Consider the following 23150-nt stretch of genomic DNA (forward strand, 5'->3'; position numbering starts at 1 on the left):
TCTTAAGCACCTAATAATCAATTCAATTCTGATTATTGGGCGCTTTTTTGTTAATAAACCAAAAATCATAGGAATTATGAACAAATTAAGGGTCGAGTTGTGATACACTTAAAACGGAAAGAGGAGGATTTACTTATGAAAAAGACAAAAATTGTAAGTACATTAGGTCCTGCCAGCTTTACGGTCCCGAAGATCGCTAAGTTAATCAAAGCAGGAGCTAACGTTTTCCGTTTCAACTTCTCACATGGTAGTCATCCTGAACACTTCAAGCGTTACAAGATGGTTGTCCAGGCTGAAAAGCAGACTGGCATGAACGTTGGTATCGATTGTGATACTAAGGGTGCTGAAATTCGTACTACCGCTAACAAAGATGGTAAGAAATTTACTTATCATCCAGGTGACACCTTTAATATTGGAATGGATGCCGATGGTAAGAAAGAAACTACCAAGGACTTAGTTCAGTCCACTTACGATGGCTTATTTGACGATGTTCACGTTGGTGGACACGTTATGTTCGATGATGGTATTTTAGATACCATTTGTGTAAGCAAAGATAGCTCTAAGCGTCAGTTACACGTTAAAGTGCAAAATACCGCTACCTTAGGTTCTCGTAAGACTGCCGACATTCCTGGTGCCATTGTTAACTTACCTGGTGTTACTAAGAAAGATGAAAATGATATTCGTTTCGCATGTGAAAACATGCATATCAACTTTATCACCGCATCATTCTTACGTAAGCCTCAGGATGTTCGTGATATCCAGAAGATTTTAAAGGATGAAAACATGACTGATGTTCAGATCTTCCCTAAGTTAGAAAATCAAGAAGGTATTGATAACTTACCACAGATCATGAAGTTTGCCGATGGTGTCATGGTACCTCGTGGTGACATGGCCGTTAATATTCCATTCGAAAATGTTCCATTAGTACAGAAGCACATGATTCATTACTGTAACAAGATCGGTAAGCCTGTAATCACTGCTACCCAGATGGAAGCTTCAATGGCTGTTAATCCTCGTCCTAGCCGTGCTGAAGTATCTGACTGTGCCGATGCCGTATTTGATGGTACCGATGCTACGATGCTTTCTGGTGAAACTGCTAATGGTGACTGGCCTGTACATGCCGTTGCTTCAATGGCACGTATTGATACCAAGGCTGAAAACCACTTCGCAGAATATGGTTACCCTCGTCCAAAGTTCGACGGTGGTGACACTGAAGAAGCAGTTGCACACAGTGCTACTTTAGAAGCAACTGACTTAGGCATTAAGACCATCGTTTGCTTTGCCAAGAACGGTCACATGCCACGTATGTTCTCTAAGTACCATCCAAATGCTGATGTATTAGCATTAGTTCCTACTGAACGTATTCGTGACGGCTTAACTATTGACTGGGGTATTCACCCAGTAATGGCTAAGGCTCCTGCAGACTTCAAGAGTGCTTTACAGGAAGCAATGAGCGAAGCCGTTAACTCTGGTTTAGCTAAGAAAGGTGACAAGATTTTAGTTGCCATGGCTACTCCAGTTAAAGGTGCATTCGTTGTTACCGTTAAGTAATTTATAAAATTTAATCTTTAATACTAAGTCCTGAATTTTTTCAGGACTTTTTTTGTTGCAAAAATAAAGGGCGTCACCTCAAAAACATGAGATGACGCCCTTTTTGTTATGCTAATATTTCCTAAAGCTGATTTAGATCCATCACATCTTGACCACTAGAAAAGTTTTCGTCAGATGTACAGTAAATTACCTGTAATTTATCACTAAGTTGTTTTAGTAAATTAACGGCCGCTTTACGACGGGTTACATCAAAATCAGTAAAGCCGTCATCAACTATAATCGGCATTGGATAATCCGTGCCAAAGACCTGAGCCATGGCAAAGATCAACGCTAAATAAAGCTGCTGAACGGTTCCCTTTGATAATTCATAAAGGGTAAACCGTTGTTTATCGTTACGCATAACTTTAATTTGGGTCTTATTAAAGACAATTGAAACGTAACGACCATTGGTCAACGTTTTAAAGTTAGCTTGGGCCTGTCGTTCAATCTTAGGGACTCGTCCTTTGGTTGCCAAATTTAAGGCGGCATTAATCCACTGGCTAGCCAAGACTTCATCCAGCCAACGTTCAACTAACGTATTAATTTCGGTTCGAGCGTTGGCTGCACGTTGCTGAAGTTCATCGTAACTACCGTTATGGATTAAATGATCTAATTTGACTTGATCAGCAGTTAACTTTTTAGTAACATCCTGTAAACGAGCTTCCAAGGTATTTGCTTCCTGGGTAATTTGAGTCTTTAAAGCCTTTAATTCACCATAGGATTGATAATGCTTTAAAGTTGCAAGTTCTTTATTACCAATCTGTTTAGACAAGTCACGATAAGTAGCTTGTTGTTGCTTTAGTTTAGTCTGCGCTTTTTGTTGCTGGGTAAATTCGTTAGCGTCTTTCACATGTCGATCCTGATAAAACTGATCAAGGTTATCTTTAACAGTCCTTTGCTTACCATCAGCTTCATCTAATTGTTGTTGATATTTTTGTCGCTGCTGATCAGCCTGCTTATTCAACGTTAAAATTTGGTGCATTTTTGCCACGTAATTTTTAAGTTGCATGATCTCACTAGACCGATCAGAACTAAGTGTTAACTGACGATTCATAAATGACCAATCATTAAAGTACTTATTTAAATCATTCGTAAGTTGAGTAATATGTTGTTTTAACGTTTGTCTTTCAGACGTAAGTTTAACGATTCGTTTCAGGTCATCCTGAATCACGATCCATTTTTCCACCGAACTATCTGGATAGTGATATTTCGATTGGTATTGGTTAATTTGACGGCTAAATTTATTAGTCGCCTGTTGGTGCTCATGAACATCTTTATGAATACTATTGAGTTTAGCATGATTTTGTTTAATGGCTTGAAGACGATAGGCAAACCAAATTATACCAAGAATAATGCCCAATATAGCAATCAACCAAATCGATGAAATTGCACCAACTAAAATTAATAAACCGCTAATTCCATAAGTGACATAATCTTTTCCAGAATTATGAGGTCCAGATTGATTTTGAAGCATTAATAATCGTTGGCTTAATACTTGCAACTTAGTCTGATTCTGATGAATTTGATCGGCAACGTGTTGAACTGATTGATAATCATCCCGGCTCATTGGCCTTAAAACATGATCATTAACTAGATATTTAGACCGTAACGTTTTCAACTGATCATTTAGATTAGCTAGGTGTTCTTGTGATAACTTAACCTGCTGAAGTTTACGCTCAACATCGTTAAATTGATCCGCAAGTTTTCTAATCTCATCTAGATGCTGAACATAATAGCGTGTAGACCCATCATTAGCCACTTGTGATGAAGCTTCATCAATTTGCTGATTAATCAATTTGACGTGTTCTTGAGCCTTGATTAACCGCTTAGATAACTGCTGTAAATGATCAGCATCGTCAGCCGTAAAACCTGGCAACAACTTATGATTCATTACCGGTCGTAAAGACTTTACTTTTTGATACTGAAGCCACGTATTTTGAGCTTGGTTAACCTGCTTAACACGCTGGTTTTGTTGATCTAATTGAGCTTGAATTACGTGTTGATCACGATGATATCGGTCAATGGCTTTAAGTAATTCCTGATACGTTGTGTAACCTGATTTAGCCGTTTTAATTTGATCAAGTAATCGAGCATAGCGCTTTAATTTCTGGTTTAACGGTGGCTTATATCCACGTGGGGTATATATTTTCTTAGCGTCTTTATTTAAAGCTTCCCGATAATCAATCCAGTCGTTACTGTGTGCTAACCCAATTCTCTGGATCCGGTAAATTAAATCACGTTGCTTTAGCTTACCGACCTTTCGCAAGTCAACGGTTCCAAAATAATACAAAGCATCAAACGTATTTCGATCAAACGGCCCTAATATTTTCTTTAAGAGTGACTTATCTAATTGGTCACCATGATTATTTAAAATCGTTACTTGGCCACCGTTTTTCCCAGCCATGCGCTGAACGATATAAGTTTGGTCATTCGCAATTATCTCTAACTGACCACCATAATTCTTTGATTTACTGGGGATATAATTTTTATGACTAGAATGACGATTTACATAACCAAACAAAACACCACGAATAAAGCTTAGTAACGTTGTTTTACCGGCTTCATTTCGTCCGTAAAGAATGTTTAAACCCTTCCGAAGTGGAAGTGTTATATCATGCCATTTACCATAATTAAAGATGTGGACCTGCTTAATTATCATCTTGAGAACCCCTATGATTAAGTATTAATTGCGTTACGTGCTGTTTTAACTGATTAATTGCTTTTGACTTGTTAAACCGCTGATTAATAAACGAACGCTGGAATAATTTCTTAGCAATTTGATCAACATTACCAATCTGAAAGACCTGATCAGCACTCTTTTTCCAGACATCCGATTTAAGCTGGAGCTTCGAATCATGATGTTGACTTAAAGTGACGTTATATACCCAAGCATTCCACTCCTGATAATGATTCTGTAACAAGGCTTGCAACTGATCCAATAAATTCTGATTGTTAATCAACGTTATTAAATCAGAATTTACATTAGTAGCATTAGTCAATTGCAACTGGATATTCACCAGATGGAATTTCTGATATTTCTGCTGTTGGACAGTACTTAAAATTAAATCAACTAATTCATTTTCATCTTTAACGGTCGTTACTTGAACCGGTAACGTTACCCAATTAATCAGTGACGTAGCATGAAATTCAGGTTGAAATTGATGATTGCTATCAACTAGAAGATAACCCTTATCGCCCGTTTCATTCGGGGTTCGACCCTGAATATTACCTGGATAAACAACTGGTGGCCATTTATTAAGAACCTGACGCTTATGAATGTGACCCAAGGCCCAGTAATCATAGTGTTTACTAAGCAGTTCATCAAGACTAAACGGCGTGTAATTAGAAGATCCACTACTAATTTGGCCGTGAATCATCCCGATCTGATAATCACAATCATGTTTGACCGGAAAATCATTAATTATGCGTTGCTGTTCCCAACGACTACCATAACTAAACCCGGTAACGTTCACGATAGTTCCGTCACGTAATTTTAACGATTTAGTTGTTACCTGTTTAGGAAAAACGTAGGTATTCCCTGGGTAACTCAATTTCTGGTAATCACCAGAATAATAATCATGATTACCAAAGCTCAGTAAGACCGGAATCTGGTGCTGATCTAATAAGCTTAATTCATGCTTCAAAAAATTCTGGGCATGAACATTCTGATCCTGTCGATCAAATAGATCACCAACGATTAAAACAAAGTCAACCTGCTGATCGATGGCGGATCGAACAATCTTAGCAAACGATTGATAAGTTGAGTGATAAACTAAGTTCCAGACCGCATCCGGCGTTCCATCGTTTCGTAAATTATCAAACGGACTATCTAAATGTAAATCCGCGGTATGAATAAATTTCATAAGTTCCTCACTATTCCAAGAAATGCTTAGCTTTATTAAACAACTGATGAGTTGACTTCTTAACCGAATCAAAGCCCTGGTCAAAATCAGCGGTAACTTTCGATGCTTTTTGTTTAAAGTCGTCTAAATTATTTGAAGAACTGGAATTCTTCTTATCGGCAATCGTCTGGGCATCTTTAACGTTAAACGACGTTTCCTTGGTGGTTGGAATGATTTCCTGCATTTCGGTCTTAAATAACGGTCCAATTCCAGTTCCACTTAAGTTTTCTAGATGCTGAGCACGATCCGTCTTATCAAAGCCTTCCCAAGTAGCTAGGACAACGTCTGGTGTGTAGCCAACGATCCATTTATCACGGGTGGCGTCACTATCACCGGTATTATCAGCTTGAGTGCTACCGGTTTTGCCGGCAACCTGATAACCATTTGGTTTAGCATCAACACCGCTACCGTCATCAAAGACGCCTAGCATCATACTGGTCATCTGTTTAGCCGTTCCTGGTGACATCACGTTATGAGTGGTACTACCGGTATTATTAACGATCACTTTACCAGATGCATTAACAATCTTACGAATATAATGCGGCGAAGTTCGGGTCCCCTTATTAGCAAACGCTGTGTATGCACTGGCCATCTGCTGAGGCGAGACACCTTTGGATAAGCCGCCTAAGCCTAAAGCAAGGTTCTTATCTCGATTAGTTAACGGAATCCCGAATTTCTCAGCTGATTTAAAGCCCTTATCAACGCCAATTCGATTTAATAACCAAACGGTCGGTGCGTTCATACTTTGGGCTAATGCTTTATACATTGGCACGTGTCCCGTGTAGACATTGTTATAGTTCTTTGGTGTATACGTACCATGATCATACGATTTCGGTTTATTAAGCAATTTGGAATCGTAACGATAACCACTTTCCAGAGCTGGTGTATAAACAGCTAACGGTTTCATGGTTGAACCAGGTTGTCTAGTCATTTGAGTAGCACGATTATAGCCACGGAAGACGGGTTTACCACGACCACCGACAACGGCTGTAACACCACCGGTATGTGGATTCATCGCAATTGATGCGGCTTGAACCTTGGCACCATCACGGGCATTATGCGGAAAATTATTTTTATTTCTGAAATTATTTTGTAAATCTGATTGCTGCTTCTGGTTTAAAGTCGTGTAAATTCGGTAACCATGATTCATAATATCCGATTCAGAAATTCCGTAACGGTTAATGGCTTCATTAATAACCGCGTCAAAATAATACGGATATTGATAATAACTTCGGTAAATATAATTATTTTTAACGTTAATCGGCGTTTTTGCCAATGCACGAGCCTTACTCATGCTAATCTTATGATTTTCAGCCATCAGGTACAGGACGACATTCCGACGTTCCTTAGACAATTTGGGATGATTAATCGGGTTAAATGCACCTGGATTAGTCAACATCCCGGCTAAGATTGCGGCATCCTGAACCGGTAACTTACTTGCCGGTAGACCAAAGTACCTTTCTGAAGCGTCTTGAACACCATAGACACCGTTACCAAAGTAAGCATTATTCATGTACATCGTTAAAATGTCGTTTTTAGGATAAACGTTCGCAACCTGAATCGACATAAATAGTTCCTTTAGTTTTCGGTTAAAGGTTTGCTGTTGGGTTAGGTAGGTGTTTTTAACCAATTGTTGAGTTAGCGTACTACCACCACCACTGATGTAGTTACGGTGAAGCAGCTTATTTTTGATCATTAATAAAACGGCACGACCATAACCACGGACTGAGAAACCATGTTCGTGATAAAAATTACGGTCTTCAGTCGAAATAATAGCGTTGGGTAAATTTGGTGAGATTTCCTTTAAGCCAACGTAACTACCTTTTTGCCCCGAAAATTGACCTGCTTGATGACCAGAATCATCATAAATAATGGTCGGTCGTTTTAAAGACGAATGTAAATTACTAACGTCCATCGTCTTGGCGATATACGTCATGTAGATACTCATCATTAAAAATAACGTTAGAAATATCAGAATTAACCAACGAATAATTTGATAACGATGATTAATGGCTTTAATACCTTGCCAGACTCGATCACTATATTTGAAAAAAGATCCCGATTTTTTGGATTGTTTACCAAAATTGTTTTGATTCATAATTCAAAATAATCCTCTTTTATAACCGAATTCTTAAGAACCATAAGTTGAGTACATTATATTATATTTCGTTAATCGTTTTAAGCTAAATAAAAACGGTACTCCGTTATATACGGAATACCGCTTAAATCTAATTTTTTAATTAAAGCTAATTTACATTCTGTTTGGTGCTTTAACACCTAATAAGCGCATCGATTCTTTCAATACAATTGAAACGCTCTTAACTAATGATAGACGAGCACCCAATTGTGGATCCTTCTTTAAGATTCGGGAATGAGCGTAGTACTGGTTAAAGTCTTTGGATAAGTGTAAAGCGTATTTGGCAACGTCAGATGGTTCGAATTCTTTACCAGCTTCACGAACGATCTTAGGGAATGCGTTTAACGACTTAATGATGTTCCAGGCTTCTGGATCCTTAACATCCTTATCAGCATTCTTTAAGTCGATTTTTCCGGCTTTTCTTAAGATACTTTCGGCACGAACACGGCAATACATTACGTAAGGACCAGTTTCACCTTCGAATTGTAACTGCTGCTTCAAGTTGAAGTTAATGCTGTCCATTCGGTTGTTCTTAAGATCACCGAAGATGATGGCACCAACACCGACTTCTCGAGCAACTTCATCTTTATTAGGTAAGGTTGGGTTCTTTTCTTGAATCTGCTTCTTAGCCAAACGAACGGCATCGTCCAAGACCTTATTCAAAAGAATAATGCGTCCGGAACGTGTAGATAACTTCTTACCGTTTTCAGTGATTAAGCCAAACGGAACGTGATGAACGTTCTTTGGTAAGCCCATTTCATTCAAAACGGCTTTTAACTGCTTGAAGTAGTAGATCTGTTCACCACCGGTGACGTAAATGTTCATTGCCGGATGGTAGTTACGATCACGCCAGATAGCACAAGCAATATCACGGGTGATGTAAAGTGTTGCGCCATCACTCTTTAAGATTAAGGCTGGGTTTAAGTGATACTTACTTAAATCAACGACTTGAGCACCCTGTGATTTATGAAGCAAGCCCTTTTGCTTAAGGAACTTAACGACACCTGGCAACATGTTACGGTAAAATGATTCACCATGGTGGGTATCGAACTTAACACCTAATTTTTCGTAGGTCTTATGGAATGAGATTAAGGAAACGTGACGGAACCATTTCCATAGGTCCATGGCTTCTTTATTACCTGATTCTAACTTCTTGAACCAGGCACGGGCTTCATCATCCAATTCAGGATGCTGTTTATCAACGCGGTGGAAATGAACGTAATACTTAACTAACTTGTTGATCGGGTCCTTTTCAACGGCTTCTTTATTACCCCACTTTAAGTAGGCGGTAATTAACTTACCGAACTGGGTGCCCCAATCACCCAAGTGATTATCCTTAATGGTCTTAAAACCACTCTTCATCATGATCTGGGCAATTGAATTACCAATTACGGTTGAACGGAGATGACCCATTGAAATCGGTTTAGCAATGTTAGGCGAAGACATATCGATAACAACGTTACGACCTTTACCGATGTTGTTATCACCATAATGGGAACCATCTTTTAAGATGTTATTTAAAACGTCTTCGCTAAACTGTTTGCGATCAAAGAAGAAGTTTAAATAAGGGCCAACGGCTTCAATTTTGTCAAAGCCGGTATGGTCAATCTTCTTAACTAAATTGTCAGCAATTTCCTTTGGATTCTTATGAAAGACCTTAGCTAAAACGAAGCATGGGAATGATAAATCACCATTTTTATCAGTCTTTGGGTATTCAATTTTAGATAAGATATCTTTAGCGCTAACTTTATTATTTAAAGCGTTAGAAACTGCTTTAGCAATCTGTTGTTTATAATTCACGTTTTATCCTCCTCTAGATAGTAAAAAATCTCTTACAAATAAATTGTAAGAGACGAGATAACCCGCGGTACCACTCTTATTGATAGATCGGTATCCACTTAAGGAATTATTTTCTAAAAAGCACGTTCAATCCGTTCACTAATCTAGCTCTCACCAAATCTAGACTCGCTAAGTAGCTACTCGAACCTACTACTCTTTTATCATTGAAATAATTATTAAAATTAATTTTCAAGAGCGGGCAACGGGAATCGAACCCGCGACTTAGGCTTGGGAAGCCCAGATTTTACCGCTGAACTATGCCCGCATGACTAATATCTACATTTATAAATGTTATCATATAAGAGGACTATTTTAAACGTCTCAGATTTAATTGACGTTAAATTTAATAAAGAAGGAAAAAACATGTGGATTACACTTAACTTTTTGTTTTGGCTATTTCTTCTAATTTTTGCTTTGGTCGGCTTAAATCGACATTCATCCAAGAAATTAGTCAAATGCTTAATTCTTTCCAGAATTTTTTACATCTGCTTAATCATTAGTCAAGTTATGATCACCTTTTACTACTTTAAATCTCGACCGGTCGTTGTTAGCATCAGCGGAATTCTTTGCTTGGTAAGTGCTGCCTTGGTTGAAACTGACTTCAGAAAGAAGCAGAGCGGTAATTTTGGTAAATTCACACTTGACGTTGTCTTCGCGGTTTTACTGATTTACATGATCTTCCAAACTTGGTCGATTTTACCAACTTCGGTTTATTAAAAATGAAGCTTTAATCATAATCATGAGCTTCGTTACGTTAATTAATGTGACGAAGCTTTTTATTTACAAGCCATGAATATTGTATAATTAAAAGTGTTTCAAGCGTTTTTACTCGAACTTCAGAAAGGAAATCTCTACGAAGATCCCCGTTTACTACATTTCCATTGAAGGTAACACCAGGCACTTCGTCATGGAAATGGCTAAATTATTCAACAATATCCAGCCGCATGAGATTACTGATCAAAGTGATTTGGTCATAATCCCACACAAATATTTTGTGTTCGTGCCGACCTACGTCCGTGGTGTTCAATTTGATGCTTACCACCGTGTCGATGATTCATCACTTCCTGAGAATATCGAAGAAATGGACACCCTGACGATGAATGACGAATTAGGTTATCATCACAATTATAAAAATTGCCTAGGATTAATTGGCTCTGGTAACCGTAATTTTGGAGTCGACTGTTATTGCTGGACGGCTCGCCATTATCATCATAAATATGGGATCCCGTTGATCGCTGACTATGAAATTCGTGGTAATCTTCAGGAAGAAAACATCATTAATCACCGGATGGTCAAAATCTGGAATCGTAAAACTAATTATCACGTTACTTTCCATCCGTATAAAATGATTAATTCTCGATTAGCCGCTTTAGAAAAGAAATACGGTAAAGATCTGCAAGGAAAGGATATCTAACCATGGAAGTAGAACCTAGCGTTGTTAAAAATGAATTATTAGACATTAAAAAAACTGCAGAACACGCCAAAGATATTAAGGACGTCGCAACTCGATTAGATGATATCGGTTCCGATCACATCCCAACGGGACAATATCGTTCTGGCGTTCAAATTAAAACTGATCTCTTAACCCGCGCCAGCAGTTTAATCGATACTGCTAAGCAAGGTGAACGTGCTGATGAATATATTAAAGAAGCTCGCGAACTTCTAACCGCAGCCTTAAAAGTTAAGGCTGATCAAGTTTATTCCACTAAATTAGTTTACGGTGACTATCACATGCCAAGCTATTCATTAAAGTCATTAATCACAAGCGTTGATCAGGATCTTAAAAGATTTAATTAATCAAAATTAATTTAAATCAACGTAAGGCCTAGTTACATAAAGTTATGTAACTAGGCCTTTTTGCGTAACAAAAACATCCCGCCATAATAATATTGGCGGGACGCTTCAAAGGGATGAAAACAAGTTACATTAATATGGTGCCAATTGGCATCCTCAACTTGTATGTTAAAAAGGAATTGCGGGTCAATAAATTAAATGAATCTATTGGGTAACCATGCCGGCCGGCAGTTATATATTACTAGTTAAACGATTTCATTTTATTAGAAATTAATTTACTCCACATTTATAAACCTTATTAGATTAATGTTCCTTAAAACCAAAATTAATTTATTTTCTTGACAAAAAATGTTGACTATTAATAAAAAAGCTACTACATTTAAAGGTGAAATGAGTTGTGAATATTTGAACAATGTTCTAATTCATTTTGACGTGTCATTATTGATAATTATAAGTTTGGAAAGGACAATTTTTATGACGTTAAGTATCTTAGCTTCACTTATTATTGCCGTTACATTACCACTTAGCTATGGATTCGTTAAGGGACTTGGTTCCATTTACTCCATTAAAGCGCTTAAATCCCATAAGATGATCAAAGAATCTGGCCTTTAATTTTATTTCCACTTGTGAATAAAAGAACATACTTTTGCATGCAATTAATTCTGGTAACTTCCAGCTCTATATTAATGACGAAAGGAAATGAGTGTTATGAATAAAGAACAGCTTCAGAAATTAGCAATCCAAGCCAACGTTCGCCGGAACGGGATGGACAAAAACGATAACGATGATTATTCAGTTCTCTCCTTCGCTATTTTCATTGTCTTAGTTAGCCTCTTCGTATCATTCATTTGCCTAATGATTAATCTCTAAATACATAATTAAAAATATTATTCAATTTCAATTTTCAAAACGATTATCAAGCAAAATAAAGCCACGGCATCATACAAATGTCGTGGCTTTATTTTCAGGATTATCGAACATTAATTATTTAGTTTCTCAGCCTTTTTCTCTAGATGGCCATGCGATAACTGAAGAATTGCAATGGCCACAATGACCATCCCAGCCCCGATTAATTCAATCGCGTTAACCTGAAGACTAAAGAAAATAATGCTTAAAATAAAAGTAACGATCGGTTCAGTAGCGTCCACTAAACTAATAACTTCGGACGAAGCAAACTTAGTGGAATGCAGAACGATAATAAACGGAATTACAGTCCCAATCAAGATCATACAGCCAACGCTTAGAATTAAAGCCATATTAATCTTAGGAACGCCAACCCAGACGGGACGATTGATGTTAAACAGTACTCCAGCAATTAAAGCGCCCCAACCTAGGATTAACATCGGTGGATAATGCCTTTTTACCAATGGTCTTGGTAATACAATGTACAAAGCTTGGGTCAAACCAGAGCCAATCCCCCAGAACAACGAAACCATCGGAATTGATAATTCCGAGAAATCACCTTTCGTTAGTGCGAACGTCACACCAACCATGGCAATAATAAAGACCAATAAATCCGTCCATAACGGTCGTTTATGCTGAAAGATGATCATCCCAATGACAACAAAAAGCGGTGCTAAATACTGCAGAATTGCTGACATTGCGGAATTACCATTTTGAACACTTAAATAAAACGTTAATAAATTAGCGCCTAAACCAAAAATGGCGTAAGCAACTAAACTAATCACACCCATAACTGACTTAAAGATATCAAAGATATGTTTACCATATATAAAAGCACTAATTACTAATAAAATCAGTCCGGCGAATAACGTTCTTACAGACAAGAACCACGGCGCTGGAATCGCTTCACCCTGCGAAACGAATTGAAGAACGGTGGTTGAGATCCCGAACATTGCTGAAGACGCAAAGGCCCACATAATCCCCTTCGTCACCATTGTTTCCTTTGTTTTCATTGCTTTTTCCTTTCTACCCATTGTTTGTAACTTGAAAATATTTAATTATCAATTAATAACATTAATCATAATAGTCTCATTGATTAAGGCTTGTACAGAGTCAGTGTTTCATTTTAAAGATCCACGCCTTAAGTCGTGATACAATTAGGACCCGAAGAGGTGTAAGCATTGAATAGCGTATCTAGGGAAGTTACAAAATTACTTGAAAACTACTGTACAGCTGAAGCTATCCAACGGATTACCGGTGATGGCTTTCTGGTCAACCTCATCAATAATTTTCACGGTAATTTTAATACGTATTTATATCGTCGGGGCCACGTCCAAATCCTTAGTTATCGAAAAATTACGGAGATTCTAAAGAAACCTCTTAAGAATAATAAATATTTAGATGACCTTTGTGTCTATGACCCCAGTAGTCATGAATACAGATTTATCCAAGCTAAGGATGCTGGAACCATTCGGATGCTAATCAAAAAATGGTATCAAAACAGTAATGAAATCAATCTTCGGATTGAACTTCTTTTTAATTCGAAGATCGGGACTAAATACATTTCAGATCAAACCGGTGTTCCACAGAAATTAATTAGTAAATCTCGACACGGTAAGTTGCCCATCAATAAAATCGGTGCTGAAAATCGGCTCAAACTTGAGAATTTATATTTGAATTCGCAATTTGCTCAGCACATCCGGAATTTACGAATTAAATTGGCGGTTTAAACCATTTATAATAAACAGAAAAGCAGATTAATTATCAAATAATTAATCTGCTTTTTATTATGGTTCAATTTAAATTCTGATTTAATAGAAGTTAACCTTTTCGTTAAAACGAGCCTGGGCTTCTTCTAAACTAATTGACGGCGTATTTAACGTGGAACCGTTTAATTGTAAACGACTGTCAATCATTTCTTTTTCACGTTCAGAGAACAGGAAGTTTTTATCACTGATGATTTCACGAGCCGTTGCGTACTTAATGATGTAGTGGTTCTTATCCTTCTTGTAGTAAGCATAATAACTGACACCATCATCATTATAAAAGTGTTCCGGCTTCTGATGAGTCCACTTCGTATCAACAAAGATCAATAGGTTATCCTTGTTATATGCTTCTTCAGTTGGGTTGAACTGAGTCTGAATAAACAGATTACTTTCAGCTTCACTCTGGGCATCACTGATCAAGCCGTCCAAGATTTCAAAGACTTCGTTCGGCTTGTATTGAAGAATGTTGTATTCTAAATTACTGATCCGCTTCCGAATCAAGACATCATCGGTATCACGTTCAGCATCCGCGAAGCCTTTTTCAGTGATGGTCAATTCTTCATGAGCCTGTTTACGAAGCTGCTTCTTGGCGTGATGACTTAAATTACCGGAATCATCGTTTAATTTACTATAGATTTTAAGAATTTCGTGGATATCACTAATTACGGACTTTAGATCTTTAACCACTTGAAGCCGTTTTTCACGGTTCTGCTTAATATTGTATTTTCGTTCTTTATCCTTTTTAGTTAGCTTTTTAGCAATATCTTTATTCTTATCCATACCTATACTTCCTTCTATCCCCTATTTTATGCTTTTAAAGATAGCGTGTCACTTTTCATTTAATCCTTGTGGGTTTTAACAAATTTCTGAATTCGACGAACCGCTTCTTTGATGTTATCTGTACTGGCGGCGTAACTAATTCGAATGTGGCCGTCGCCACCAGGTCCAAAAGCATTGCCTGGAATTGTGCCAACGTGAGCTTCCTTAGCTAACTGGTAAGCAAACTTAAAACTGTCCTGAGTAAACTGACTTGGAATCTTGGCAAAGATATAGAAAGCACCGCTTGGTTCAGGACTAGTAAAACCAGCTTTAGATAGACCAGCACGTAAGATGTCACGACGTTTCTTGTAAACTTTACGCATCTTTGGACCGTCATCGTAACCATTCTTAAAGGCTTCTAATGCAGCGTATTGTGCACAGGTGGTTACGGAGGTAACGTCCAGGACGTGTAAATTATTAACACCGGTGATTACATTCGTAGGTCCACAAACGAAGCCGACTCGCCAGCCGGTCATCGCAAACGTCTTGGATACTCCGTTCATAACGATAGCTTGATCAGGTAATAAGGTTCCCATTGAAGTATGCGGTTGATTATAAGTTAATTCACTGTAAATTTCATCACATATACAGAAGATGTGGTGCTTTTTAATAACATTGGCCAATGCCTCAAGCTGTGCCTTGGTGTAAGTATTACCAACCGGGTTATTAGGGAAGTTCAAGACTAAGGCTTTGGTCTTAGGATGAGCTTTAAGAGTGGCTTCTAATCGTTGCGGTGTTAATAAATAGTTATCATTCGATACGTTAACGATTACCGGTTTACCACCATCACAGATAACGTTTGGCGTATAAATCGAAAAGATTGGAGTTGGAATAATGACTTCGTCACCAGGATTTAAGATCGCACTGAAGACGGCACGAATTGATTCCGTAACTCCTGATGTAACAACGATCTGACTCTTCGGATTATAATGTAAACCATACTTATCCTTTAAGAACTTTGAAATGGCCTGACGTAAAGGTAAAATACCACGCGGATTAGTATAATGGCTTTCGTTATCCTTAATCGCTTTAATACCAGCCTGCTTAATGTGGTCAGGAGTATTGAAATCAGGTTCACCTAAAGTTAATTTGATTAAATTTGGAATCCCAGAAATTTTCTGATTAAAACTTAAAATCTCGTTTGGTTTGATATTCTGAACAAACGTACTCATTTGATTTGACATGTCCATACCAACAATCTCCTTAAGAATTGCATCAATTATCATGGGATAAATTTCACAATCGCATGATTATTATAGAACATTATTGATATAGATTAAAAGTATGTTTCTAGTTATCATTATATGAATGGCTATTTATCAGTGGCTTTGAACGTATAACTTAATCCGTTTCAGAGCTTCATTAATCTTTTCGAGACTTGCGGCAAACGTAATCCTGACGTGACCTTCTCCATCAGGACCAAAAATGCTACCAGGGACAACACCCACACGTGCATTTCTAGCTAGTGACAACGCAAATTTCATGCTGTTGGCTCCGTATTTAGCAGGAATCTTTGGGAACATATAGAAAGCGCCCTGTGGATTAGCACAATCAAAGCCTAAAGATTCAAGACCGTGTTTTAGAATATCTCGGTGAACCCTATAGGCATCACGAGTCTTAACGTCATCTTTATAACCATTTTTAAAGGCTTCACTTGCGGCATATTGAGCAAAGGTGTTTGGTGCGGTTACGGTGATCGAATGCACTTTATTAATTCCATTGATAACTTTAGCGGGACCGCAAACGATCCCAATCCGCCAACCAGTCATTGCGAAAGCCTTTGATACACCGTTAAAAACGATCGACTGTTCTGGTAATAAATTACCCATTGAATAATGCGGATGATCATACGTTAATTCACTGTAAATTTCATCACAAAGGCAAAAGACATGATACCGTTGAATAACCTCAGCAAGATCTTCTAATTGCTCTTGATCATAAGTAATCCCCGTCGGGTTATCCGGATAGTTTAAAATTAGTGCTTTTACCTTGGGGTGACTTTTTAGAATTTGATTTAACCGATCAGGCTTAATATAAAAGCCATCTTTAGATGTATCAATGTAAATCGGTTTAGCACCGTGCAATAAAATATTCGGAATGTAAAACGGATAACCAGGTGTAGGAACGATCACTTCGTCTCCAGGATTCAAAATGGCGGTCAACGTTGAGTTAAGGCCCTCACTAACGCCCGTCGTGACAATCATTTGCGTCTTCGGATCATAATTTAAATGATACTTACGCTTAAGATATTGGCTAGCGTTAGTTCTTAAACTTAAAAGGCCTCGAGGGTCCGTGTAATGGCTATGGTTATCCCAAATTGATTTTACGGCCGCTTCTTTAACGTGCATCGGGGTGTTAAATCCTGGTTCACCCAACATTAAATTAATTAAATCTGGAATTTTAGCAATCTTAAAATTAAAACTGTAAAGGCCAGTCCAAGGTGCCATTACAATATTATTCATGTCCTTAGATAAATCCAAACTTAATCAAGCTTTCTTAACTTTTGACGTTAACAATACAACTTGATTTTATTATAGCGCATGATGGTACCAAAAAAGTGCTACCCGAGTTCCACTCGAATAACACCTTTTTTTGCGTTGAACACGTATTCTTTATTGTTGCCACGGCTCCTGATACTAAGAGCCAGCCTGTGGCCATCAGGTTCTAGAGCATTAGTTGTCGGTGGTTTCTATGTCCACTTAGGTTTTTGTCCCAACGCTCTTCTCATGCAAGGTTCAAGTGCAACGGACAACTGCTACCTTCAGATCCATTTTGTCGGAGACATCCCAAAGAGGCACTATTCGTCTCATCCATCGGAACATGGCTAACCATTGAATAGTGTATCATAAATTGATTTGATTGCTAAAGAAATGTAAACAAAAAGTCAAGTAATTTTAAATCACCTGACTTTAAACGTTTTATTAATTACTTATTCTTCTGATCCTTTTCGGCCAATTGAATTGAATGATCAACCAGAACGGCCTGGGCATCAATTACCGGATACCGATGATTGCCAGCTCGTTCCTGAGCTAACGATAATTCGGTACAACCCAGAATAATAACGTCACAATGAAATTGGTTAACCATTTCAGCCAAGATATGGTGATACAACTTTGGATCAGCATCGTTATTAGCCTTGACATCGTGATAAATCAGATGCATCGTTTCAGCTTCAACGTGTTTATCAGGTAACACCAACTGATAGCCATGATTCTTGATGTCAGCATCATAGATATGATCAGCTAACGTTCCTTGAGTGGCAATTAAACCAACTCGTTTGGCGTTCGGATACCGTTTACTAATTTCAGCAACGGCTTCTTTCGGCATATGCAAAACCGGTGCGTTAGCAGCATCACTGATCTGTTTATAGAAGTAGTGCGCGGTATTACACGGCAATGCATAGAATTCCGGATGCAACAGATTCTGCTGGCGAACGTCATCTAACAATGCCGGTAATGGATTTGGTTTACTGTGATCCATGATGTAACTCGTCCGGTCCGGAATCGTGGCGTGGTTAACCAAGATGTAATTTAAATAATCTTGATCGGAATGAGCAGGCGTTCTTAAATTTAAGAGATGAATATAACTCTCGGTGGCTTCAGTACCCATTCCACCCAAAATTGTAAAAAATCGCTTCATTGATTAATTATTCTTTCGTTAATGCAAAGTACTTTTCAAAATTCTTGGTGTAATTATGATCGATCCATTTAAGTAATAACCAACGATGGAAATTACGGTCTTTACGGTACCAGAACGTTCGACCGTAACGACCCTCTTTAATCAACTTCATTGCGGTCCGTTTATCAGGACTATCTTTGGTGTAATGCTTGAAGACGTTCTTACCAACACCTAACCAAAGCATGTATTTCTTTGGATCTTTGTTAGCATAAACGCAAGGCTTACCCTTTAAGCTATCAAAGGCATAATCCTGAACAGCCCAGTCAGCTAAGTTGTAACCATTTAAGGAAACGTAGAAGCTACTGCGTCCCTGACGTAAGTTAATTTCAAAGACTTTAAACGAGTCGTCACGACGATCGAACTTAATATCGAAGTTAGCGTAACCAACAAATTTGATGGCTTCCAAGAACTTTTTGACGGTATCATAAATTTTCTTATTGTATTCAGGCAAAATGGCAACATAATTACCAATCTGAGATGGCGTACAGTCTTCTAATAACGGATGACCTAAGCACATCATGCGAACCTTATGATACTTATCAACATAGGCGTTCAAGACACGCATGTTACTGTCGTCACCAGGAATAAAGTCCTGTAAGATCAGGTCAGACTGATAGCCATGACTATAGATTTCATAAACGATGTGTCTGAATTCCTTTTCACTCTTAATGGTGAAGGTCTTACGACGGCCCTTAAATTGAATCTTAAGCCATTCAACACTGTTGGCGGGTTTTAATTCAACAGGGTAACCAAATGGTTGCTTGATTGGTGACTTGTCATCATACATCTTACGGGTGATGATCTGAGTCTTAGGGTAAGGAAGATGATACTTATCACAAACGTGGTAGAAGTTTTCCTTATCATTTAACTGTTTAATTTCCTTATAATCAACGTAAGGACAATCAAAAACGTCGCTTAATTCGTCCTTATGTTTGGAAATTAATTCAGCGTAACCATCACTGCACCCGATTAAAATAACGGGTTCTTTATGCGAAGCGTACTTTTTCTTTAATTTCCGCATCGTCTGAATCCAAACCGGATCGCTAGCAAAGCCAGGAATCGTGGTTAAATTAACGATCTTAGTAAAGCGGGTTGGTGAAAATTGACGCTGGGCATAAGCTTTAATGGGTTGACCATATTTACTGTATAAAGATCTAGCCATTCCATAGACATTGAAATCACTACCTAATAGAATGACGGTAAATTTTGGTTGCTTATTCATTTTTATTATCCCTTCAAAATCTTTTGAACAACGGTTGAATCAGTAGCGTACGGAACGTTGCGACCTCGGATCTTTTGATAAGGATCACGGCCCTTACCGGCAATGATTACCATATCATTAGGCTTACCGGCTTTAATCGCTTCTTTAATCGCCGTTGGTCGATCCATTTCAAAATGAACTTCGACCTTATGGTGATCAATGTGCTGATCAATTTCTTTAGCGATCTTTAACGGGCTTTCGTAACCTGGATCATCAGTCGTCAAGAATGCTTCTTGAGCATTTTCAGTTAATGCTTTACCAAATCCAGAACGTCTGTTAACGCCCTTATCACCGGTACTGCCTAATACACAGATAATTCGTCCCGTTGAATTTTCTCGACGTAAGAAACTTAATAAGGCGTGCATGCTACCGTAATCATGGGCATAGTCAACAAAGACCGTGCCATGATCTTTAGTGTGATAACGTTCCATTCGACCAGGTACGGTAACCCGTTTCAATCCCTTGTAAATGTCATCAGGAGTTGCACCGTCAAAACCTGCGGCAATCGCAGCTGCGGTCGCATTAGATTCGTTATAGTCACCAGGCATGGCTAACTGATAAGTGCCATGGATGTTTAATTTCTTAGCTTTAGGGCTAACGCAGTCGATCACAATCTGATTAGCTGACATCGTATCCTTTAAGCTCTTAAACGTAAAGTCCACTTTAACCGGGATTTCAGGGTGACTACCCTTTCGTGTAAAGAGATAGATGTTTTCAGGCGGTGTTGTTGCTTTGGCAGCATGGTAAACGTCTTCTAGATGCTGGGTCTCAGCGTTGACAACACAGATGCGCGAATTTCGTAACAACTGTTCCTTACAATGTAGATAATTAGCAAAGTTCGGGTGTTCATTTGGCCCGATGTGATCCGGTGTAATGTTCAAGAAGAAGCCGACGTCATAGTGAAGACCATAAACACGGTTCCTCAAATAAGACTGTGACGAAACTTCCATTACGAACGTCTTCATTCCGTTATCAACGGCCCGGCGCATGTTTCTAAACGTGTCCAGGGATTCGGGTGTCGTCAGTTGAGACTTATATTTTTCACCCTTGCCCAAGAACGTATCAATCGTGCTGGACATCCCGGTGCGCTGATGCGTAGTGTACTGCAAGATACTACGCGTAAAGTAGGACGAAGTCGTCTTACCTTTCGTACCGGTATACGCAATTACAAATAAATCATCTTGCGGATAACCATAATAGCAAGCGCCCAATAAAGCCATTGCTTTCTGGATATCGCTGACGATGATCTGGGTAAGACCGGATCCTTCTTGATACGGTCGTTCACTGACGTAACCGCCGATGCCACGATTCTTAGCACTGGTTAAATAAGTCGGCTTAAAGTTACCTTTACAGAAGAATAACCCTTGGGGTTTAGTAGTTCGAGAATCGTACGTTACGGACGTAAATGTCGTAAACTTACCGACCTTAATCGATTTTAAAAGATGATGTTCCAGTAACAGGGTCTTGATCTCATCGACATTTATTGATAATTTCAAAATAAATTTCCTTCCAGCTGGAGTATCTTACCGGTCATTCTTAGTTAAATGAACATTCTTACGCATGTTGACGTTCGTGTTTTCTGGGAAGTAAATCATGTACCAGATGATAAAGCAATAAAGCGTGTAGATCTTCTGCATGTTGGATTTGCCATTATCATGCTGCTTAACCAGTTTGTCTAAGTATTTAACGTTAAAGAAACGGTGAGCAACATCGGAATGGAAGACCTTCATGATCATCTCATGGTACTTTGGCATCCGCATCCATGAAGCTAATGGTGACGGGAAGCCTAACTTCGGCCGGTTAGCAGCCATCGGAACCTGTGAATTAGCGGCCTTTCGCCAAATGTATTTGGTTACGCCGTTCTTAATTCGTAATCGAGCTGGAACCGTCATGGCAAAGTTAGCGATTTCTTTATCAACGAATGGGGTTCTAACCTCTAACGAGTTAGACATGCTCATTCGATCAGCTTGATGAAGAATATCAAATGGTAACCAGGTCTTAATGTCAAAGTACTGTTCTTGGGTTACAGGATCCTTATCACTAACCTGATCAAAGATGTGTTTTGTATACTTACCAGAATCAACGTTCAAGCTAGGGTTCTTTAATAACTTGTTTCGTTCTTGATTATTAAAGATGTAGTTAACACGGTAATAGTTTTCCCACAGTGGCTGACCACCACGGATTAAGAAACGACGACCGTGGAAACGAGGTAACTTCATAGCTAATTTGCTTAAGCCAACTCGAATAAACTTCGGTACGATCTTCTTGTACTTTTCAAAGGCTTGATAATCCATGTAAGTTACGTAGCCACCGAAGAATTCATCGATGCCTTCACCACTGAGGGCAACCTTAACGGCTTTTCGGGTATCTTTTGACAGGTAGAAGGCCTGGTTTTCAGCAGCGTTGGATAGCGGTTCATCCATGTAGTACATAATGGTAGGAACGATCTTAAAGTAATCGTCCGCGTTCATGTAGATCTTAGTGTTCTTCTGGTGAATGCTGTTCGCAAATTTAGATGAATACTTCAATTCACTGTACTTAGAATTCTTGTATCCTAATGAGAACGAGTGAATTGGGGTGTGCTTAGCAGCTTCATTCAAGATGTAGCTTGAATCAACACCACTAGATAAGAAAGAACCGACTGGAACATCTGATACCATGTGTGCTTTAACCGTATTACTAACCAGTTTATGAATTTTATCAACGGCTTCTTTGGTCGTCATTTGGTTATTGATGTGATCATAATTAAAGTGATAATATTCATGCTTTTCCAGTCGATTACTATCAATATGATAAATTACGTATTGGCTAGGCATTACTTTATAAACGTGCTTAAATAACGTCTTATCGCTTGGGATAAATTGAAAACTCAAGTGAATTGGTAATAACTTAGTGTTGAATTCCTTTTTGAAGTTTGGATGTTCCAAGAAGGTCTTGATTTCTGAACCCCACAGGAACGTTTTGCCATCGTAGTAATAATACAGTGGCTTAATCCCGAAGTGGTCTCGGGCAGCTAAGATCTGTTTCTTGGTACTGTCGTAAATTACGAAGGCGAACATCCCACGTAATTTCTTAAGAATACCGGCACCCCAGGCTTCATAGCCTCTGATAATAACTTCAGAGTCAACATCGGTCTGGAAAGTGTAACCTAGTTTCTTAAGTTCTTTTCGAATATCTTTGTAGTTATAAATTTCACCATTAAAGGTTAAAACTTTGGTGTGGTCTTGACTGAATAGTGGCTGGCCACCATGAGCTAAATCAATGATGGATAAACGACGGAAGCCCATCGATACTCGACCATCATTAAAATAAGCTTCGTCATCAGGGCCACGGTGCTTAATTCGGTTAGCCATATTTTCGATGGTGCCCTTTGGGACATCCTTTTGGTCAACGTAACCAACGAATCCACACATGTTAATTACTCCTCAATTTTTAAGCGATATTTATTCCATTTAAAAATG

At 38.5% G+C, this 23150-nt stretch carries 19 protein-coding genes and 1 tRNA gene; 7 read left to right on the forward strand and 13 right to left on the reverse strand.

Annotated features, from left to right (window positions below; all coding sequences use genetic code 11):
* The first annotated feature begins 135 nt into the window (after positions 1-135).
* Complete coding sequence (pyk, locus tag ELX58_RS06015) at positions 136-1551, forward strand: pyruvate kinase (protein ID WP_133442248.1); 1416 nt, start codon at positions 136-138, stop codon at positions 1549-1551.
* Between the two features lie 121 nt (positions 1552-1672).
* Here the strand turns inward: pyk and ELX58_RS06020 are convergent, their stop codons facing one another.
* The 5 genes from ELX58_RS06020 to ELX58_RS06040 form a co-directional block, all read right to left on the reverse strand.
* A complete protein-coding gene (locus ELX58_RS06020; protein ID WP_133442249.1) occupies positions 1673-4249 on the reverse strand; it encodes an ATP-binding protein in 2577 nt (858 codons plus the stop codon).
* Positions 4239-5453, reverse strand: coding sequence for a metallophosphoesterase family protein (locus ELX58_RS06025; RefSeq protein WP_133442250.1), 1215 nt, complete (start codon positions 5451-5453; stop codon positions 4239-4241). Before ELX58_RS06025 ends, ELX58_RS06020 begins: the two co-directional genes overlap by 11 nt.
* A gap of 10 nt (positions 5454-5463) precedes the next feature.
* A complete protein-coding gene (locus ELX58_RS06030) occupies positions 5464-7590 on the reverse strand; it encodes a transglycosylase domain-containing protein (RefSeq protein ID WP_133442251.1) in 2127 nt (708 codons plus the stop codon).
* A gap of 153 nt (positions 7591-7743) precedes the next feature.
* Positions 7744-9429 carry an arginine--tRNA ligase gene (gene argS / locus ELX58_RS06035; RefSeq protein WP_133442252.1) on the reverse strand — a complete coding sequence of 562 codons (1686 nt, stop codon included), beginning with the start codon at positions 9427-9429 and terminating at the stop codon, positions 7744-7746.
* Between the two features lie 233 nt (positions 9430-9662).
* Positions 9663-9733: transfer RNA gene (locus ELX58_RS06040), tRNA-Gly, on the reverse strand.
* 98 nt (positions 9734-9831) lie between these two features.
* Here ELX58_RS06040 and ELX58_RS06045 point away from each other — a divergent pair.
* The 5 genes from ELX58_RS06045 (at position 9832) to ELX58_RS07960 (ending at position 12132) form a co-directional block, all read left to right on the forward strand.
* A complete protein-coding gene (locus ELX58_RS06045) occupies positions 9832-10185 on the forward strand; it encodes a DUF1516 family protein (protein WP_162614667.1) in 354 nt (117 codons plus the stop codon).
* Between the two features lie 190 nt (positions 10186-10375).
* The gene (locus tag ELX58_RS06050) at positions 10376-10882 is read left to right on the forward strand and encodes a class Ib ribonucleoside-diphosphate reductase assembly flavoprotein NrdI (RefSeq protein WP_133442254.1); all 507 of its coding nucleotides are present in this window, start codon (positions 10376-10378) and stop codon (positions 10880-10882) included.
* Between the two features lie 2 nt (positions 10883-10884).
* The gene (locus ELX58_RS06055) at positions 10885-11265 is read left to right on the forward strand and encodes a hypothetical protein (RefSeq protein WP_133442255.1); all 381 of its coding nucleotides are present in this window, start codon (positions 10885-10887) and stop codon (positions 11263-11265) included.
* A 471-nt stretch (positions 11266-11736) separates the two neighbouring features.
* Complete coding sequence (locus tag ELX58_RS07955; protein ID WP_162614668.1) at positions 11737-11874, forward strand: hypothetical protein; 138 nt, start codon at positions 11737-11739, stop codon at positions 11872-11874.
* A gap of 96 nt (positions 11875-11970) precedes the next feature.
* Positions 11971-12132, forward strand: coding sequence for a hypothetical protein (locus tag ELX58_RS07960; RefSeq protein ID WP_162614669.1), 162 nt, complete (start codon positions 11971-11973; stop codon positions 12130-12132).
* A gap of 110 nt (positions 12133-12242) precedes the next feature.
* On the opposite strand, the gene ELX58_RS06060 is transcribed toward ELX58_RS07960, so the two are convergent.
* Positions 12243-13178, reverse strand: coding sequence for a DMT family transporter (locus tag ELX58_RS06060; protein WP_133442256.1), 936 nt, complete (start codon positions 13176-13178; stop codon positions 12243-12245).
* A 168-nt stretch (positions 13179-13346) separates the two neighbouring features.
* On the opposite strand from ELX58_RS06060, the gene ELX58_RS06065 reads away from it, so the two are divergent.
* A complete protein-coding gene (locus ELX58_RS06065) occupies positions 13347-13895 on the forward strand; it encodes a hypothetical protein (protein WP_133442257.1) in 549 nt (182 codons plus the stop codon).
* A gap of 81 nt (positions 13896-13976) precedes the next feature.
* Here the strand turns inward: ELX58_RS06065 and ELX58_RS06070 are convergent, their stop codons facing one another.
* From ELX58_RS06070 to asnB, 7 genes are all read right to left on the reverse strand, one after another.
* Entirely contained in the window at positions 13977-14711 is a 735-nt protein-coding gene (locus ELX58_RS06070; RefSeq protein ID WP_133442258.1) for a hypothetical protein, read from the reverse strand.
* Between the two features lie 59 nt (positions 14712-14770).
* Entirely contained in the window at positions 14771-15940 is a 1170-nt protein-coding gene (locus ELX58_RS06075) for an aminotransferase class I/II-fold pyridoxal phosphate-dependent enzyme (protein ID WP_133442259.1), read from the reverse strand.
* A gap of 129 nt (positions 15941-16069) precedes the next feature.
* Complete coding sequence (locus ELX58_RS06080; RefSeq protein ID WP_236747663.1) at positions 16070-17230, reverse strand: aminotransferase class I/II-fold pyridoxal phosphate-dependent enzyme; 1161 nt, start codon at positions 17228-17230, stop codon at positions 16070-16072.
* Positions 17231-17675: 445 nt separating this feature from the next.
* Positions 17676-18389, reverse strand: coding sequence for an aspartate/glutamate racemase family protein (locus ELX58_RS06085; protein ID WP_133442260.1), 714 nt, complete (start codon positions 18387-18389; stop codon positions 17676-17678).
* Between the two features lie 7 nt (positions 18390-18396).
* Positions 18397-19650, reverse strand: coding sequence for a carboxylate--amine ligase (locus ELX58_RS06090; protein WP_133442261.1), 1254 nt, complete (start codon positions 19648-19650; stop codon positions 18397-18399).
* 5 nt (positions 19651-19655) lie between these two features.
* The gene (locus tag ELX58_RS06095) at positions 19656-21188 is read right to left on the reverse strand and encodes a UDP-N-acetylmuramoyl-L-alanyl-D-glutamate--2,6-diaminopimelate ligase (RefSeq protein WP_133442262.1); all 1533 of its coding nucleotides are present in this window, start codon (positions 21186-21188) and stop codon (positions 19656-19658) included.
* Between the two features lie 24 nt (positions 21189-21212).
* On the reverse strand, positions 21213-23102 hold the full coding sequence (gene asnB, locus ELX58_RS06100) for an asparagine synthase (glutamine-hydrolyzing) (RefSeq protein ID WP_133442263.1): 1890 nt from the start codon (positions 23100-23102) through the stop codon (positions 21213-21215).
* Between the last annotated feature and the right edge of the window lie 48 nt (positions 23103-23150).

The sequence above is a fragment of the Acetilactobacillus jinshanensis genome, assembly GCF_004359375.1.
Classification (GTDB): domain Bacteria; phylum Bacillota; class Bacilli; order Lactobacillales; family Lactobacillaceae; genus Acetilactobacillus; species Acetilactobacillus jinshanensis.

Bases quoted from the DNA above. Each gene is read 5' to 3' on its own strand.
- pyk (WP_133442248.1), top strand. From the start codon at position 136: ATGAAAAAGACAAAAATTGTAAGTACATTAGGTCCTGCCAGCTTTACG.
- ELX58_RS06020 (WP_133442249.1), bottom strand. From the start codon at position 4,249: ATGATAATTAAGCAGGTCCACATCTTTAATTATGGTAAATGGCATGAT.
- ELX58_RS06025 (WP_133442250.1), bottom strand. From the start codon at position 5,453: ATGAAATTTATTCATACCGCGGATTTACATTTAGATAGTCCGTTTGAT.
- ELX58_RS06030 (WP_133442251.1), bottom strand. From the start codon at position 7,590: ATGAATCAAAACAATTTTGGTAAACAATCCAAAAAATCGGGATCTTTT.
- ELX58_RS06045 (WP_162614667.1), top strand. From the start codon at position 9,832: ATGTGGATTACACTTAACTTTTTGTTTTGGCTATTTCTTCTAATTTTT.
- ELX58_RS06050 (WP_133442254.1), top strand. From the start codon at position 10,376: ATGGAAATGGCTAAATTATTCAACAATATCCAGCCGCATGAGATTACT.
- ELX58_RS06055 (WP_133442255.1), top strand. From the start codon at position 10,885: ATGGAAGTAGAACCTAGCGTTGTTAAAAATGAATTATTAGACATTAAA.
- ELX58_RS07955 (WP_162614668.1), top strand. From the start codon at position 11,737: ATGACGTTAAGTATCTTAGCTTCACTTATTATTGCCGTTACATTACCA.
- ELX58_RS07960 (WP_162614669.1), top strand. From the start codon at position 11,971: ATGAATAAAGAACAGCTTCAGAAATTAGCAATCCAAGCCAACGTTCGC.
- ELX58_RS06060 (WP_133442256.1), bottom strand. From the start codon at position 13,178: ATGAAAACAAAGGAAACAATGGTGACGAAGGGGATTATGTGGGCCTTT.
- ELX58_RS06070 (WP_133442258.1), bottom strand. From the start codon at position 14,711: ATGGATAAGAATAAAGATATTGCTAAAAAGCTAACTAAAAAGGATAAA.
- ELX58_RS06075 (WP_133442259.1), bottom strand. From the start codon at position 15,940: ATGGACATGTCAAATCAAATGAGTACGTTTGTTCAGAATATCAAACCA.
- ELX58_RS06085 (WP_133442260.1), bottom strand. From the start codon at position 18,389: ATGAAGCGATTTTTTACAATTTTGGGTGGAATGGGTACTGAAGCCACC.
- ELX58_RS06090 (WP_133442261.1), bottom strand. From the start codon at position 19,650: ATGAATAAGCAACCAAAATTTACCGTCATTCTATTAGGTAGTGATTTC.
- asnB (WP_133442263.1), bottom strand. From the start codon at position 23,102: ATGTGTGGATTCGTTGGTTACGTTGACCAAAAGGATGTCCCAAAGGGC.